Source organism: Mucilaginibacter sp. P4_E8, assembly GCF_056401495.1.
Window position 1 is genome coordinate 13,107 of sequence record NZ_JBFUJG010000038.1, and the last position, 17,528, is coordinate 30,634.

Below are 17,528 nucleotides of genomic sequence, written 5' to 3' on the forward strand. Positions count from 1 at the left end.
TGCTTTCGGCTTTATGCTTTTAGCTTTATGCTTTTTTATACCCCCGATATTGAACCATCGCACCCACAATATTTTCTTAGTGAAGAAGAAAGCAAGCACGCTATCCGTGTACTAAGGCTTGAAACCGGTAGCGAAGTACAACTGATTGATGGTCGCGGAGGTTTTTATACCGCTGTAATACAGGATGCGCACCCCAAACGCACCATACTAAATATCACATCGGTTACAACTGGTTTTAACAAGCGTAACCATTACCTGCACTTAGCGGTAGCCCCAACAAAAAATATTGAACGCCTGGAGTGGTTCTTAGAAAAAGCCACGGAGATTGGTATCGACGAAATATCACTGATCATTAGTCAGCGGTCTGAGCGTAAGGAGGCCAAAGTTGACCGGCTGAATAAGATCATTACCGCGGCTATCAAGCAATCATTAAAAGCATACCACCCCGTTTTAAACGAGCCTGTAAAACTAAGCCAATTGTTTGCCCAGCCATTTGATGGCCAAAAATTCATAGCGCATTGTGAACCAGGTGATAAGTTTAATCTTCGTGACGAGTTGACTTTGCAGGAGCGGTATTTGATACTGATAGGCCCCGAAGGCGATTTTACACCTGCCGAAATTGAAACAGCTTTGCAAAACGGATTTAAACCCATAACTTTAGGTGAAAGCCGGCTGCGTACCGAAACCGCCGCGCTTGAGGCTTGCTTTGAAGTGAATTTTTTAAACCGCGTATGAAAACTGCTAAATTTATCATAACTGCTTTTGTTATTATTATGGTTATGAGCGGTTTTAACGCGCCTGCGTATAAAATTGCCCGCATTAAATATAGTGGTGGCGGCGATTGGTATGGCGATCGTACCGCTTTGCCCAATCTGGTAAAATTTTGCAACGAAAATTTAAAAACAAATTTTGAGGCCGAGGATGACGTGGTTGAAGCTGGCAGTACTTCATTATTTAATTATCCCTTTACTTTTATGACCGGGCATGGCAACGTGATATTTACCGATCAGGAAGTCCGCAACCTGCGCAAATACTTAACCGGTGGTGGCTTTTTGCATATTGATGATAACTATGGCTTTGATAAATTCATCCGACCGCAAATGAAAAAGGTTTTCCCCGAGCTTGATTTTGTTGAGCTGCCGGTTAATCATCCTATTTATCATCAAAAATATAGCTTCCCCAATGGCTTGCCTAAAATTCATGAGCATGATGGTAAACGGGCGCAGGGTTTCGGGCTTATATATAAAGGAAGGCTGGTGTGTTTTTATACCTACGAGTGTGATCTGGGCAACGGTTGGGAAGATTATGGGACCTATGCCGGCGATACACAGGAAGCTCGCTTAAAAGCGTTAAAAATGGGCGCTAACCTGATTCAATATATATTTACCCAATAAGGGTTTTCAGTTTGCATTAAGCAGTAAAAGTTACCGTTGGGTAGTTAGAGGTTATCAACAAAAATTAATAACTTTAAAACGCTCAAAGCCTATTACTCCAAAACTAATCACTTATATGTACCAATTAAAAGTAAACGACCGGCATGATCTTGAAATTGACAGAACTTCACAGGACCTGCTGGTAAATAACGTGAAAACCGTGGTTGATGTAAAGCATATAGGTGGCGCAATATATCATGTTATTGGAAACAACCAGTCATCATACAACGTAGAAGTAGTTGGTTTTAACAGTGCGGAAAAGACGGCCGAAATTAAGGTGAACAATACCACTTACTCCATTTCGGCAAAAGACCAGTTTGATGTATTGCTGGATAAGCTTGGCTTAAGCAACCTGACCAGTGCTAAGGTGAGCGAAATAAAGGCGCCAATGCCAGGAATGGTACTTAAGGTTTTTGCAGCCGAAGGTGATGAAGTAAAAAAAGGTGATAACCTTTTTGTGCTGGAGGCCATGAAAATGGAAAACATCATTAAGTCGCCGGCTGATGTTGTCATAAAAAAGATAAAAATAAAACCCGGTGATAAAGTAGAAAAGGGTCAAATTCTGATCGGGTTTTAAAAAATAACCCTCTTTAGTATAATTTATAATAATATTTGCAATGAAACCAACGGATATTTAGGTTTTTTATTGTTTTTACTCTTTTTTTTTAATAGCTTACTTCTTTTAACTAAATACTAACTACATGAAGAAAAATTTACTAACAATTTTGTTGTTATTTTCTTGTATCTCATTTGTTTTTGCACAAAACCGTGTTATAACAGGTAAAGTAACGGATCAAAAAGACGGGTCGCCCTTACCTGGGGTAAGTGTAACCGTGAAGGGAGTTGCCGGAACCGGAACTCAAACAAGCATTAATGGTACCTATAGCTTATCAGTACCGGCCAATGCCAAAGTACTTGTTTTCAGATTCCTGGGCTTTAAAGAAGCCGAATCACCCATCAATGGTCAGGTAATAAATACGGCGCTTGAACAGGATTCAAAACAACTTACCGAAGTTGTAGTAGTTGGTTATGGTACCCAAAAAAGACAATCTATAACAGGTTCCATTGCGTCTGTTTCTTCAAAAGAGATACAAGGTACGCCAGTTACCACACTTGAACAGGCAATACAAGGCAAAGCCGCAGGTGTTAATATACAAGCCAACAACGGTAAACTTGGGCAGGGAATTAAAATCAGTATACGTGGTACGGCCTCTATTACTGCCGGTACGCAACCATTGGTAGTAGTTGATGGTATTGTACTTAATAATTCGGATATTTCCAGTACATCGGCAGCAACAAACCCACTTGCAGATATTAACTTTAACGATGTAGAATCGGTTGACTTTTTGAAAGATGCTTCTGCGTCGGCAATATATGGTGCACGTGCTTCAAACGGAGTAATGCTAATTACTACCAAAAAGGGTAAAGCGGGAACCGCCAAAATCAACTTCTCTGCCCAGTTTGGTACCAGTACTCCATCCCGTCACCGCGAATTTTTAAATTCAACCCAATGGCTGGCAATGGAAGAACAGGCAGGTATTGGAGCAGCTAAACAAGATTTTGCCGCAGATCTTTATCCCTCTTTAAATGCTGCCCTGGCTGATTATAAATCATATGTTGATGATAAATTTACCACCTATGCGGCAGGTAAAACTAAAGACTGGGGCACAACCAATACCGATTGGGAAAAAGAAGCTTTCCAAAGCGCGCCCCAAGCACAGTATGACCTTAACGTATCAGGAGGTAATGATAAAACCACTTATTTTATCGGTGGCCAATACCTTGATCAAACCGGGATATTAAAGGGTAATAATTTTAAAAGAATGTCTGGTCGTTTAAACCTCACCTCCAGGCTTTTCGATAATTTTGAGGTGGGTATGAACATGAACTTTACCCACTCTTTAAATGAACGGCTTGATAATGACAACTCATTTGGTACACCACTTCAGGTTGTGGCATTATCTCCTATAACTCCTGTTATTGATCCGCGCACTGGTTTGTTAAGTGGTAGTTTGCCAGGTGCTGCCAGCAGCTATCCGCTTTACTATAATCCATTATTGAATGTTGATAATGCTTATTTTCATACCAATAATTACAGAACGTTAGGTAATATATATGCCAATTGGGAAATAGTAAAACATTTAAGTTTCCGCTCGGAGTTTGGTGTTGATCAAACGAACTCCAATGAGGATAGCTACTCAGGCCGGTTAACATTCAGAAATTCGGGCCAACCTAACGGTTTGGGCGAAAACACAAACACCACTATAATACACTATACAGTAAATAATTATTTCACCTATAAAAACACCTTTGGCACAGATCATACCTTAGATGCAACACTGGGCACAAGTTACGAGTACAGCCGTAATAATGGCAATGATATACAAGGGCAACAGTTCCCGTCAGATGCGTATAAACAAATAGCTTCTGCGGCCGTAAAATCAGGCGGTACATCAACTCAAACCGAATATAGCTTTGTCTCCTATTTTGCAAGGGCCAATTATGCCTTTAAAAGTAAATACTTATTATCAGTAAGCGGCCGTACAGATGCTTCATCAAGATTTGGTGCAAACAACAGGTATGGTTTTTTTCCTGCGGGATCAGTGGGCTGGGTTATTAGCCAGGAAGATTTTTTGAAAAATTCAAATACCCTTAGCAATTTAAAGCTTAAGGCGAGTTATGGTTTAACAGGTAATGCAGAAATTCCTGAGTATGCAGCGTTTGGTTTATTCTCGGGCGATGCCGGATATAACGGTGTTCCCGGGCAGCGTTTTTACCAAATAGCCAACCCTAATTTAAGATGGGAAAAAACACTGCAGTTTGATGCTGGTTTTGAAATAGGTTTCTTTAACAATCGTTTGTCAGGAACTTTTGATTATTACCGTAAAAACACCCGCGATGGTTTGCTTGAAGTAAACGTACCGCAAACTTTAGGGATAGCTTCACAACAACAAAATTTAGCTAAGCTGTACAACCAGGGTTATGAAGTTTCTTTATCATCAGATAATTTTGTGGGTAAATTTAAATGGTCTACATCATTTAATATAGCTTACAATAAAAACGTAGTAACCTATGTAAACGGTTTAATTATTGGCGACAATGATTTAAACCGGGTTATGGAGGGGCAGCCGATAGGTGTGTTTTACGGACGTGAATATGCAGGCGTTGACCCGGCAAATGGTGATGCCTTGTACTATTTAAACACTAAGGATGCAGGCGGAAACGTTAACCGTACAAAAACAAATGACTATAATGCTGCACAACAAGTACCATTGGGTAACCCAACACCAAATTATACGGGTGGTTTAACCAATAATTTGTCTTATGGAGGGTTTGATTTTTCTATTACCTTCCAGGGATCATTTGGTAATAAAATTTATAATGGCGGTGGTCAGTACATGAGCGCTAATGCCAGCAACGGCTTTGATAACCAGACGATTGATCAGCTAAGTTATTGGAAAAAACCTGGTGATATTACTAATGTACCTGAGCCTCGTTTGTTTTATGCTAACGGAACAAATCCATCAAGTCGTTATCTTTCAGGTGGTTCATACGTTCGTTGTAAAACTGTTAGTTTAGGCTATAATATACCAAAAGATGTTTTATCAAAAATAAAGATTGATAGGGCAAAGATATTTGTTAACGCTTATAACCTGTTCCTGATCACCAAATATAAAGGTTGGGATCCTGAAGTTAACGCCGACTTTGAAGCGCAAGACCATAATTACAACCTTGGTGTTGATTTTTACTCAGCGCCACAACCCCGTACAATTACTTTTGGTGTAAACATAGGATTGTAACCATTAATATTTACAGAGATGAAAAAAATTAAAATATATATAACAGCTTTTGGTACCATACTTTTATTAGGTGCCTGTAATAAGCAATTAAACCTTAATCCATCCAATCAAATAGAGGCCGATAAGGCAATACTTACAGCTACAGATGTACAAAGCACGCTTATAGGTGCCTATAACCGAATGAGCCTTAGTGACTTGTATGGTGGCAGAGTGTTTCTGGAGCCTGACCTGATGGCTACACAATCTGTTGTTGATTGGTCTGGTACTTTTCAGGGTTTAACTCAAATGGTAAGTCAGGAAATCCCTATTGATAATACTTTTGTTAACTCCATATGGCTTGATGGTTACCGCGTTATTAACCAAACTAATAATGTTTTGGCCAATTTAGATAAGGTTGCTGCCGGTGATAAAAACTCGACCGAAGGACAGGCCAAGTTTTTAAGAGGGCTTGTTTACTTTGAAATGGTAAGGTTATTTGGAAAATCATGGAATGATGGTAACCCAACTGTTAATTTAGGTGTTCCTATTGTGTTAACACCTACATCCGTTATCAATTCATCATCGTATCCTTCCAGATCAACTGTAAGCCAGGTTTATCAACAGGCTATAGCTGACCTTACCGATGCTGAAACTAAATTAGGTAAAGGTGTTACCTTTTTCGCAAACAGCTATGCCGCTTCGGCTATACTGGCAAGGCTTTACCTGCAGCAAGGTGAGTATGTAAAGGCTGCTACCGAGGCAACAAAGGTTATTAGCTCCAACGCGTATTCATTAGTGGCGGTTTATACAGACGAATTTCCTTTTCCAAATCAATCGGCGGTACACGTAGATAATACAACCGAGGATATTTTTGCTATTCAGTTAACCAGCCAGTTAGGAACAGGGGTTTCTAACGAGTTGAACACCTTTTATGCATCGTCTGAATTTGGCGGGAGGGGTGATATAACGATAAAAGAAAGTTTTTTAAATCAGTTTAGCAATGGCGACACTCGTTTAGATATATACAATGAAGACTCCGATGGTAACTTAAGGTGCGATAAATTTGATAATTTATATGGCAATGTACGCATAATACGCCTTGCTGAATTATATTTAATTCGTGCGGAAGCCAACCTGCGTTTGGGGACAAGCACGGGAGCCCAACCGATTGCAGATATTAACGTGATCAGAAAACGCGCTGGTATTGCCAACTACGTACCACCAGTTAACCCGGATCCTACGAAAGTAATAGCAGCTAACATTGCCGAAGTGCTGAAGCAAAGGGTATTAGAGCTTGCATTTGAAGGGGGCTTCTTTTTTCATGACGCCAAACGTTTAAAACAAAAGGTTGGCCCATCAGAGTTTGATGCTACAAACGTGGTATTTCCTATTCCGCAAACAGAAACAAACGCCAATAAAAATCTAAAACAAAACGATGGTTATTAATTAAACCCATCATAAGTTAAGCCCCGGCACCAGTAATGGTGCCGGGGCTTTTATTTATCTGAAGTTCTTAAATGCTGCTCAAATTGTGTGTGGTTTTGGGTGCCGTGATTTTGTTATAAAGTGTCATTGTGAGCACAGCGTGGCAACCGACCATAGGGAGCTCATTAATAAAATAAAAACAAACACAACATTAATAATCTCATAGGACAAGTAACGACTTTGCTTGTGTAAGCTGCATGATAAGATTGCTTCGTTAGCAATGATATATTTGTTAACTGCGACAATTGAAACACGTAGTGGGTAATAACGAAGGATCTAATGGTTAGTAGTATGAGCCATTAAATATACTTCGCTTAGTACCGGTTAAAAACAAAAAAAGCCGTTCAACTTCTGAACGGCTTTTTTATATAAATAAGAGAGTTTTTATTTTGATTTATAAGCCCTGGCTTTTTTAATACTATAATGCGGCTTGCCTGTAGGGTAAATTTCTGGTGCGCCAACCAACGTCATCGCGCAGCGGAAACCCACTTCGGCGCTTGCCTCATCCTGGTCCATAAAGCGGCGGGTTGATGGGTTTAACCAATAAGCCATATCATTCCATGAACCACCTTTGTAAACTTTTGAATGGTTGTTAACCAAAGTGGTGGTGCCATATAGTGCCATGTTAACGGTATCTTTTTCGCCCCTCATATCGGCGTTAAAAGCTTTTCCGGAGTTTTTAGCCGAGAGCGGATTATTCGGATTAACCGCCGCATTACCGTTAGCAGGAGCGGCTGCAGCAACCGAGTCGGCGCTTTGCCCTTGTAAGGCTAAAAGTTCACTGTATTTTAATTTTTTGTTTGATTTTGCAGGATCCTTAATGGGGCGGCCATATTTATCCTTGGCGTAAAGTCCCTTTGTAGGATCGGCTAAACGTTTGTTGGTATATTCATTACCACGAAAAGGGTTAAAATCATCAAACTCCTCAAATGAGGTTTGGCGATAGGTATCGGCTACCCATTCATTCACGTTACCTGCCATATTATATAAACCAAAATCATTTGGCGCGTATGACCTTACCGGAGCGGTAATATCGGCCTTATCATTCAGGTATCCACCCACACCGGCATTATCACCATTACCACGTTTAAAGTTAGCCATGATTAAACCACGGGTTTTGCTTTTGGCCGAACGTACGCCTAAGCCATTCCATGGATACAATTTACCATCGTCAATATTTTCAAACTGGGTATTACCGGCCAAAGCCAAAGCTGCGTATTCCCACTCGGCTTCAGAGGGCAGGCGATAACCTTGTTTTAATATACCATCTTCCATGCGTACAGGTCTTACAGGCTTACCGCCTTTACCGGTACCAGGCTGTGCATTAGGACTTAGATCAGGCATCATCTTTTTGCCGTCAATTCCGGCACCTTTCATTTGGCCGTTAAGGTAAATGTCGGTATTAAATGGTTGTGCCGAAGCAGTTGCCGGAGCCGCCGCAGCTGCGCCTTTTTTGCCGCCACCATTTAAGTCTTTCCAGGATACCATTCTGCCCGACTCACGTAAAATATTCTCATTGGTACGATCGGTGCGCCATTGGCAGTAATCCTGGGCCTGGTCCCAGGTTATACCTACAACAGGATAATCCTGGAATGCAGGGTGGCGCAGGTAATTATCAACATAGGGCTCATTGTATGATAGCGCTTTACGCCATACGAGGGTATCGGGTAACGCATCATAATATAATTCACGATCCTGAGGGAAGGTGATGGCGGTCCAGTGCAGGTAATCAAGCCAATCCTGGTTTGATACCTCGGTTTCATCCATATAAAATGAAGGAACGGTTACCCGGCGGCGTACATTATTATAATCATAAGTAACATCCTGGTCTGCACTACCTCCCATTACAAAAGTACCGCCCTCAATAGGCACCAAACCCGGTCCCGGAGCTGGGTGGGTTTGTCTGAAGCGCACATAACCACCATTGGTTTTGTCGTTATATGTGATTCCGGTTTTTTGCGACTGTTCGTGTTTACTGCAGCTGCTCATCACGGCGCCTACAGCCAACATCACTAAAGCAGTTTTAGTAAAAAGTATTTTCATATTTTTACAGTTATATTTAGAGGTAAATTTAGAAAAAAATGGCTATAATGCTAATATTCATTAACCATTATTAAAAATAAATCAAACTATTATCTCGCATTTGAACGAAAAAATGATGAAATTAGTTGCATTGGATTGCTTTTTTGATTGAGCAACTCTTCAAACAGTTCCTTGAAAAATCCAAAGTGAATTTTGAGTGTATCTATATATCAATTGAATTATTAAAGTTAAATTGCACCCAATGAACTTTTTTACCTTTCGCTGTATTGTTTATTCCGTGCTGTTTTTATTGCCGTTTGCAGGCATTGCACAAACCTCTGGCACAAACCCAAATGGAAGTAATATTAATGCAATACCGGTACAGGTACAATTTCTGAACATCGCTCCTGACTCGCGCGCGGGTGGCATGGGTGAAGCCGGCGTAGCTACATCCCCTGATGTTAATGCTAACTACTGGAACCCCTCAAAACTGGCTTTTTTAGAAAGTAATGATGCCTTGTCAGTATCATACAGTCCATGGTTAAGGCATCTGGTACCCGATATCAGCCTGTCATACCTGAGTTATGCACATAAATTAAATGATCGTAATACTTTAGGTGCATCCCTGCGTTACTTTAATTACGGCTCCGTACAATTAACTGATGATCTATCCAATAATCTTGGTACATATACACCTAACGAATTTTCACTGGATGGTTCTTTTGCGCGTAAATTTGGCGAAAACCTATCATTGGGCTTAACGCTGCGCTATATACATTCAAATATATCAAGCATCTCCTATTCGCAGGGATCTGGTCAGGTTAGCAAAGCCGGTAACGCTGTTGCTGCCGATGTTTCTTTATACTATAAAAAGCCTTACGGCATTGATAACCTTTTTGCCTTTGGTGTGCACGTATCAAACATTGGTACAAAAATAAGCTATAGCGATGTAGAGCCCGGTTATTTTTTACCGGCCAATTTAAAGATTGGTGCCGCCAACACCTGGAACCTTGATGAAACCAACCAGCTTACTGTTACCCTTGATCTGAATAAGCTATTGGTACCCACCGGGCGCGATTCAACAGGCGTTATAAGTGATATTTCGGTGCCATCAGGTATTTTCAGATCTTTTACCGATGCCAGGGGCGGATTTAGCGAAGAGCTTAAGGAAATAAGCCTTTCGCCAGGTATAGAGTACTGGTATAATCAGCAGTTTGCCTTTAGGGCTGGGTATTTTTATGAAAACCCCTCAAAAGGCGACAGGCATTACCTAACCCTGGGTGTAGGTATGAAGTATGATATTTTTAATTTTGATTTTTCGTATCTGGCTGCCAGCCAGCAAAACAGCCCTTTGGCCAATACGCTGCGCTTTACCTTGTCGGCAAACTTTGGCGGTACAACAAATGTGAGTAAACGGTAATGGGTAAAATAAAGGTAGGTTTTGGGTTTGATGTACATCAGTTAAAAGAGCAGCATCCATTTGTTTTAGGCGGCGTAAATTTAGAGCACCATTCAGGAGCCTTCGGACACTCTGATGCCGATGTATTACTACATGCCATTTGCGATGCCTTGCTGGGTGCCGCCAATTTACGCGATATAGGCTTTCATTTTTCAAACACCGATAACAGGTGGAAAGGCGTAAGCAGCCTGGTGTTACTGCAGCATGTGGTAGAGCTTATAAAAGAAAAGGGGTTTAGCATAGGCAATATTGATGCCATGGTATGCCTGGAAGCACCAAAGATAAACCCGCATATACCGGCTATGAAAACACACATTGCCTCCGCCGCCTCCATAAGCGAGGATGATATATCCATCAAAGCTACTACTAACGAACAATTAGGTTTTATTGGCCGGGAAGAAGGTGTAGTTGCTTATGCGGTTTGTTTGATTGAAAGGGATTGATTTTAAATTGCCTGCCGCTTCCCAATTTTTAAAGCTAAAAAATAGCGTCATTGCGAGGAACGAAGCAATCCCCGATAAGCAGAGGGACTCTGTATAGCATAGAGATTGCTTCGTTCCTCGCAATGACGTGATGCTTTTGTAAGAATATTATATTATTAACCTTACACCTGACTTTCCTTCTCTTTTTCAACCTTAACGTTTCCGGTACGTTTTAATACGCCCCAACCGCTTAGCTCGCCTTTTAATGCTTTCCTGATCGATTTAAACAGTACATAATACATAAGCTGGCGCCACATGAAACGCTGCGGTATAATGTAGATAAGCTTCTTATAATTCTCTTTTTCCATCTTGAAGGCAATGATGCCCACGATGAAATCAATCAGAACAAAGGCTAAATAATAAAATAGCATTTTTTCGGGCTTGGCACCAAACAGGGCAAATATCATCATCAGATCGGCCAGCGGCGAAAACAGGGGTAATATGATCTGGAATATGAGGATATTTGGCATGCCCACCATCCCAAAAAACTTATATTTTTTATTGAACAGCGCGTCGCGATTTTTCCAGAAACTTTGTATTACGCCAAAACTCCAGCGAAAACGTTGTTTCAATAGCATATTAACGGTTTCAGGGGCCTCGGTATAAGCTATGGCTTCGGCACAGTTCTTAATGATATAACCCTGTTTTAATATGCGCATGGTAAGGTCGCAATCTTCGGCAAGGGTATCATAGGTAAAGCCCCCGGCTTTAAAAATTGCCGATTTCCTGAACGCGCCTATCGCGCCTGGCACCACGGTAATGCTGTTGATAAGGTCAAAGGCGCGGCGGTCCATATTTTGAGCCGTAATATACTCAATTGACTGCCAGCGCGTAATGATATTGGTTTCGTTACCTACTTTTACCGTACCTGCCACTGCGCCAATTTCATCATCAGTAAAATAGGTCATTAAGTGATAAATAGCATCTGTTTTTAGCTGTGTATCGGCATCAATACAAACCACAAAATCGCTTTGGGCATGGGTAATGCCAAAGTTAAGGGCCGATGCCTTACCGCCATTGGGTTTGGTTAATATTTTAACCAACGGATTACCGGCATAAGCAGCGGTAACCACTTCAAATGTTTTATCTTTTGATCCATCATCAACAAAAATGATCTCGAAGGATGGGTATTCGGTTTTTAATAAACTTTGTATGGTTGCAACAGCGTTCACCTCTTCGTTATAGGCAGGTACAATGATACTTACCGGAGGCAACGGAATATCGTTGCCCCGTAATTTTATCATCTTTTTATTTTCGCCATGCTGCCTTACTGCCAGTATGCCAATTAAAACAATACGGCCAATGGCCAGGAAAATAGCCGATAAAAATACGTAGATCAATATCCAGTTAATATAAAAATAGCCATGTACAAATACATCATACATAGGCCCTAATATGCCGCTGTTGGGGTCGTTCTTTATTGGCGGCATCAAATCGGCCTTGGTTTTGCCCAGCACATCGGCAATGGTTGTAAACTTGTAACCGTGCGATTTAAAGTAATGTATAATTGCGGGCAGAGCCTTTACCGTTTCTTCGCGGGTATCACCGCCGGCATCATGCAGTAATATCATGGAACCATTATCCTTTTGCCTGATGGTGCGTGCTATAATACTATCAGCCGTTACACCGGGCTGCCAGTCCCAGGGGTCAATTGATTCGCCAATGGTGATATAGCTTTGCCTGCGGCTTTCAGCAACCGGTATAACCTCTGCAAGCGTTTGGGGCTCGGCATCAGCATTAAACGGTGGTCTGAACAATATGGTGCTGCGCCCGGTTATCGATTCAATGAGCTTGCGCGTGGCATTAAGCTCCAGTACAACACGGTCAAGGCTTATGGTTGAAATATCCGGATGGAAAAAGGTATGGTTACCAATTTCATAACCTTCTTCATATATCCGGCGCACTATCTGCATGTTCTTTTCGGCCATGGAGCCTACCACGAAAAAGGCTGCCGGTACGTTTTCTTTTTTTAATATATCTAAAATACGTGGGGTAAAGTCTGGATCAGGGCCATCATCAAAAGTTAAAACCAGCTTTTTAGGTGCATACCCATAGCGGCGTATCACATATTTTGTGGGCAGTTTAATATATTGCTGGTCGGTTATGGTAAAATTGCTGGTATCCAGTTTTACGTTTATTTCGCCTGTTGTAGGGGTGGTGATCAGGTCAAGCACTTCACCATCGCCATCATAATCAACATTTACACGGTTATTTAAACCTACGGTAGTTAATTTTTTGATATCGACACCGGTTTTCCTCAAAGAGTCGATAGACAGATTTTTTTGGAAATATGACCACAAACGCGGATCCTCGGCACCCAGGCGCCATAGTGCCACTCCACCCGTTGCCCAATCGTCGGCCATGCGGATCACGTTAAAATTGGTAGCGGCATCGGTAAAGTAAATGGAATGCTGCAGGCTATCCTGATCGAGATATTTGAAATGCAAATTAGCCGACATCGGATCAAATACAATTTTGCTTTTTTTCTCCTGCGCCGTGCTGATGGCCTGTTGGTAGCCTATCGATTTACCTACGCTGTTTTCGGGCCAGTCATAAGCGCCGCCTGCAAAAGTTAAGATGATCTTCTCGCTTGGTACTTTGGTGCACACATCGTCCAGTATCTGTTCAACCCAGTGCTGGTTAGAAAGATCACCGGCATTGCTTGATTCGTTATGCTCATCAATGGCCATAACAAACAGAAAATCATTAAAATGCTGCAGCTTAACAAGATCATAAGCTTCGTCTTCGGGTACCACGTTTTGGGTTACCAAAAAGTTTTTCTCATGCAGAACGGTGTAAAGCTCCTGCAAAAATGTCATATAGTTTTTGCCGTTCCTGTCTTTAACATCGTCAAAATCAACATTTATGCCTTTAAATTTATATTTGTTGAGTGCATTTACAATGCTGTTAATAAAGTTTGCGCGAAGCCTTTTGTTTTTAATAATACGCTCAACGTCCTTAGTATCGTAACCACCACTTGTATTGTTATAATTAACATAGTTGGAGAGCGTGATTAATACAGGCTTGTTGAGTTTTTTATTAAGATTGATAAGGCCGGTATCTATTTTGGTAACAACGGTATCAACTCCGGGTGTGATTGAAAAACCCTCACTTACTACCATATCCAGTCGGGATAAATTGGTAACCAATGAATTATAGGCCTGTGGCTCCCAGGCACGGTAAAACGCGGCGTTTATACGATCTTTATTGTTGGGGTGTTTTTGCTGGTGCAAGCTCCTTGCACGCTCCATCGCCTCTATCTCAGACTTTTGTATATTGAAGTACTTGAACCTGGTTGATTTTTTTAACTGGTCAAGCTCTTCTTTCGACATTTTTTTGGGAGCCGGATTCAGATTTGGCAGATCAGGGTAATAAGTTGATTTAACAGTAACTATTACGGCTATTATTCCAATAACAAGTACTGCAAGAAGTACGCGGCTTAGCCACTTGAATTTATTCCATCTACCCGGTGAGTCGGCCTGAAAAACTTGCTTGTTTGAAGACATTAAGTGATTTTACTTTTATTTAAAAGTATTAATTACAGATGAAGATTTAATGAATGGTAATGCAGGTTATTTATGTGCTTTCCCCGTTTCGATACCAGAAAAATCAACACCGCATTTACAATTACCGCCGCATCCCTTTTTTGCAGTTATGGTTTTATACATCATTCGACCGATGTAAAAAATTGCAACAGCAAAAAGAATTATTACAATTATGGCCTGGATATTCATGTTGCAAAAATACTACATTTTTAATATATACGTACAGACGCATTTAATAGTATAAAGTTTAACGCGGTATAAAGGCAATTGTTCCGCCTACCCAATCAAAATCTTTATTATATCGCACCCCTATCATTTTACCGCGGCTAAGCCTGGCCAGGTTAATGGCCAATGTAGGCTTTGTATCGCCATCGGGCCATAAATACAACAGGCGTATCTCGGCTTTTACACCACCATCCGGAGCCTGTATCACTGGTTCGTAATTTACCTTTTGTTGTAATATCCAGTTTTCAGGATCCTGAATGTTCTTAATGTCATTTTCGGTAACATCAATGATCACGCCCTGCCCTGCAAATGAGAACAAAGGTTTAAGCACATAGTTTTCCAGATCGGCAGGTATTTGTTTTAATAGGTGCAAAAATTGTGTTTTAGGTATGTAATTGCCGCTTAAATAGGGCATGGTAAATTTGCTGATGCGGTAAAACCAGTTAGGGTGGGTTATCCACTCTACGTCAAGCTGCTGGCGTATATCAACCACCTGATCAAAAATGGTGTCGTCGCCATCAATCTCGTCAAATATCAGTCTGTTGTAAATGCGCCGGATGCGTTTTTTTTCGCCATTGGCCTCATAAAAAAGCTGTTTGCCTTCCTGCTGCAGATCGCTTAGTGAAACAACAGGTATGCCCAGGTATTGCTGGGTAATATAAAAATCAACTGCTGTTTTTTGTTCGGGGGCGTTTACATCCATCAATACTACCTCATCAGGCTGATACGGGCCAAGGATGGTTTTTTTAAGCAGATCAAGATACGAATTCCTGTCAAGCCCATTAAAATAGATGGATTTATCGGTATCGATATCAAAAATTTCCTGGTAGGTATCGCCCAAATGAACCTGGAAACCATATAATGAAGGAAAGCCCTGCAGCTCGATCAGTTTGGGGACTATCTGCCCATCGGTATCTTTGCAGATCCCAAAATCCAAAGCAATAAAATGCGGATGATCGTTCTCATTAGCTACCCGCCACTTATCAGGGATTGCGCGTTCCGTTAGCTCTTTAAAGCCGGGTTGTAAAATGGTATCAATAATATTGTCGCCGGCGGTTATCAGTTTATCCCTAAAGTCGGCGGTCAAAAAAACCGGCGTTTCGGCCACGCGAAATTGTACGGGGCTGTGCAAACCATCATTAAGCCGGTTTAAAAAAGCCTGATACTTTTGGATGGTAAAATTTTGGTTGAATGTTTTTCTGGCTGATGGGTTCATTGGCAACAGGTGTTAAACAAACTTAACCAATTTGGTTTAATTTTATCCTTTGTCTTTTATCCATCTGTCCTTCCTCCAAAAAATCTGCATAATATTTCATTAATTTGCTTTGTCAATTAAAACCTGGCAGTACCATTTTTATTTGTTGATGTATAAGCAAAAGAATAAGATCACAGTTGTTGGCGGAGGGAGCTGGGCTACAGCCAATATTAAAATGCTGGCTGATAACACTACAGAAAAGGAAATTTTTTGGTGGATGAGGAATGCGCAGACGGTTGAACACCTGCATAAATTTGGGCATAACCCTAATTACTTAAGCTCTGTTGAAATAAAACTACCCCCGCAAAATATCTCGGGCAATTTAAAGGAACTTATACAGCTTGCCGATATTATATTGCTTAATGTACCCGCTGCATTTTTAAAGGAAGCCTTAGCAAGTATAACCCCTGCCGACCTTGCTGGTAAAAAAGTGGTATCGGCTATTAAAGGAATAGTACCTGACGAAAACTTAATTATAGGCGAATTTTTAAACCAAAAAATGGGCGTTTCGTTTGATGATTTTATGGTGATCAGCGGGCCATGCCATGCCGAAGAGGTGGCGCTCGAAAAACTATCGTACCTTACCATTGCCTCGCGCGATACGGCACTGGCTGCCGAGTTTGCGGGAATGATTAACACCCGCTATATTAAAACCATTGTATCTGATGATATTTACGGTACCGAGTATGGCGCGGTTTTAAAAAATGTATACGCCATTGCCAGTGGTATTTGTCATGGTGTTGGTTATGGCGATAATTTTCAGGCGGTACTGATATCAAATGCTATACGTGAGCTGGAAAGATTTGTTGATGTTGTTCACCCGATAAACAGGGACATTAAGGAATCGGCTTACCTTGGCGACCTGCTGGTTACTGCTTACTCGCAATTTAGCCGTAACCGTACGTTTGGCAACATGATAGGTAAGGGCTACACGGTAACATCGGCCCAACTGGAAATGAATATGATAGCCGAAGGATACTATGCAGTAAATTGCCTACATCAGGTGAATAAAAAGTACAACGTGAACATGCCTATTTGCGATGCTGTTTATGCTATTTTGTACCAGAAAAGCTCACCGGCATTTGAAATGAAGAATTTGGCAGAAAAATTGAGCTGATTATTGAAAAATAAACTTAATTACAGCCTCTTATGAAAAATTTATTCAAAATTGCCATGCTTGCAGCCGGTACATTTATAATATCGCCAAGCTTTGCACAAACACACAAGGATTCAACCCTGGGTCATAAAATAGGTAACACCGCAAAAAAGGTAGGCCATAAAACATCAGAGATAGCAGCCAAAGGCGCATCAGGTGTAGTTGATAAAAAATATGCAGGTAAAGTTGGCCCGGGCGGTCAAACCATTTATATTGATAAGAATTCTTATTATTATTACATCAACAAAAAGGGCAACAGGGTATATGTTAAAAAAGCGAATTTGATAGATAAACCCGCCAAACAATAATAGTTAATTCAATGGCGCCGGCTACGGGCGTAAAAAATGCATTATGAAAAAAAACGCTTTAATAGTCCCGATAGTTGCATTGGTATTACTGGCCTTTGCATGTAATACAGAACCGGAGCACCAGGTTAATAAAAAACTGGTTGGTAAATGGCAATCAAAGGATGGTAATACCAAGCTTGAAATAACTGATAAAGGTTTCACCATGGATGATGGCAAACCGCTTACCGAGGATTATTTTGTAAATAACGATACCATTTTTACATCATACCAGGGTAGCAGGCCGTTTACAAAATTCCTGATCAAAGATCTGGACGACCATAGGCTTACGCTCTTTTACCCCGACTCAGATCTTGTTGAATTTTCGCGTTAAAAACAAAAA

Annotated in this window: 14 protein-coding genes; 10 read left to right on the forward strand and 4 right to left on the reverse strand. The window is 41.0% G+C overall.

What is annotated here, in order from left to right:
* Nucleotides 1-27 precede the first annotated feature (27 nt).
* The 5 genes from AC1DRQ_RS15460 (at nt 28) to AC1DRQ_RS15480 (ending at nt 6,658) form a co-directional block, all read left to right on the forward strand.
* The gene (locus tag AC1DRQ_RS15460; protein ID WP_477425573.1) at nt 28-735 is read left to right on the forward strand and encodes a 16S rRNA (uracil(1498)-N(3))-methyltransferase; all 708 of its coding nucleotides are present in this window, start codon (nt 28-30) and stop codon (nt 733-735) included.
* 38 nt (nt 736-773) lie between these two features.
* Entirely contained in the window at nt 774-1,394 is a 621-nt protein-coding gene (locus AC1DRQ_RS15465; protein WP_477425595.1) for a DUF4159 domain-containing protein, read from the forward strand.
* Between the two features lie 115 nt (nt 1,395-1,509).
* Nucleotides 1,510-2,010, forward strand: a complete 501-nt coding sequence (locus AC1DRQ_RS15470; protein ID WP_477425574.1) for an acyl-CoA carboxylase biotin carboxyl carrier protein subunit — start codon at nt 1,510-1,512, stop codon at nt 2,008-2,010.
* 124 nt (nt 2,011-2,134) lie between these two features.
* Nucleotides 2,135-5,233, forward strand: coding sequence for a SusC/RagA family TonB-linked outer membrane protein (locus AC1DRQ_RS15475; protein WP_477425575.1), 3,099 nt, complete (start codon nt 2,135-2,137; stop codon nt 5,231-5,233).
* Between the two features lie 18 nt (nt 5,234-5,251).
* Entirely contained in the window at nt 5,252-6,658 is a 1,407-nt protein-coding gene (locus tag AC1DRQ_RS15480; RefSeq protein WP_477425576.1) for a RagB/SusD family nutrient uptake outer membrane protein, read from the forward strand.
* 423 nt (nt 6,659-7,081) lie between these two features.
* Here AC1DRQ_RS15480 and AC1DRQ_RS15485 read toward each other — a convergent pair whose 3' ends face one another.
* Complete coding sequence (locus AC1DRQ_RS15485; protein WP_429399942.1) at nt 7,082-8,740, reverse strand: SUMF1/EgtB/PvdO family nonheme iron enzyme; 1,659 nt, start codon at nt 8,738-8,740, stop codon at nt 7,082-7,084.
* 241 nt (nt 8,741-8,981) lie between these two features.
* Between AC1DRQ_RS15485 and porV the strand changes: the two genes are divergently transcribed.
* Together porV and ispF are read left to right on the forward strand one after the other, a co-directional pair.
* Entirely contained in the window at nt 8,982-10,139 is a 1,158-nt protein-coding gene (gene porV / locus AC1DRQ_RS15490; RefSeq protein WP_429399943.1) for a type IX secretion system outer membrane channel protein PorV, read from the forward strand.
* The gene (ispF, locus tag AC1DRQ_RS15495) at nt 10,139-10,621 is read left to right on the forward strand and encodes a 2-C-methyl-D-erythritol 2,4-cyclodiphosphate synthase (protein WP_477425577.1); all 483 of its coding nucleotides are present in this window, start codon (nt 10,139-10,141) and stop codon (nt 10,619-10,621) included. The genes porV and ispF overlap by 1 nt, the downstream gene beginning before the upstream one ends.
* 161 nt (nt 10,622-10,782) lie before the next feature.
* Here ispF and AC1DRQ_RS15500 read toward each other — a convergent pair whose 3' ends face one another.
* The 3 genes from AC1DRQ_RS15500 to AC1DRQ_RS15510 all read right to left on the reverse strand — a co-directional run bounded on the left by AC1DRQ_RS15500 (nt 10,783) and on the right by AC1DRQ_RS15510 (nt 15,646).
* The gene (locus AC1DRQ_RS15500; protein ID WP_477425578.1) at nt 10,783-14,166 is read right to left on the reverse strand and encodes a trifunctional glycoside hydrolase family 18/polysaccharide deacetylase/glycosyltransferase family 2 protein; all 3,384 of its coding nucleotides are present in this window, start codon (nt 14,164-14,166) and stop codon (nt 10,783-10,785) included.
* A gap of 66 nt (nt 14,167-14,232) precedes the next feature.
* Nucleotides 14,233-14,394 (reverse strand): FeoB-associated Cys-rich membrane protein, encoded by a 162-nt coding sequence (locus AC1DRQ_RS15505; protein ID WP_477425579.1) that lies wholly within the window; start codon nt 14,392-14,394, stop codon nt 14,233-14,235.
* A gap of 58 nt (nt 14,395-14,452) precedes the next feature.
* Entirely contained in the window at nt 14,453-15,646 is a 1,194-nt protein-coding gene (locus AC1DRQ_RS15510) for a hypothetical protein (protein WP_477425580.1), read from the reverse strand.
* A 148-nt stretch (nt 15,647-15,794) separates the two neighbouring features.
* Between AC1DRQ_RS15510 and AC1DRQ_RS15515 the strand changes: the two genes are divergently transcribed.
* From AC1DRQ_RS15515 to AC1DRQ_RS15525, 3 genes are read left to right on the forward strand one after another with little or no spacing between them, the layout of a single operon-like run.
* The gene (locus AC1DRQ_RS15515; RefSeq protein ID WP_477425581.1) at nt 15,795-16,802 is read left to right on the forward strand and encodes an NAD(P)H-dependent glycerol-3-phosphate dehydrogenase; all 1,008 of its coding nucleotides are present in this window, start codon (nt 15,795-15,797) and stop codon (nt 16,800-16,802) included.
* A 32-nt stretch (nt 16,803-16,834) separates the two neighbouring features.
* On the forward strand, nt 16,835-17,149 hold the full coding sequence (locus tag AC1DRQ_RS15520; protein WP_429399949.1) for a hypothetical protein: 315 nt from the start codon (nt 16,835-16,837) through the stop codon (nt 17,147-17,149).
* Between the two features lie 43 nt (nt 17,150-17,192).
* Complete coding sequence (locus AC1DRQ_RS15525; RefSeq protein WP_477425582.1) at nt 17,193-17,519, forward strand: hypothetical protein; 327 nt, start codon at nt 17,193-17,195, stop codon at nt 17,517-17,519.
* Nucleotides 17,520-17,528 lie beyond the last annotated feature (9 nt).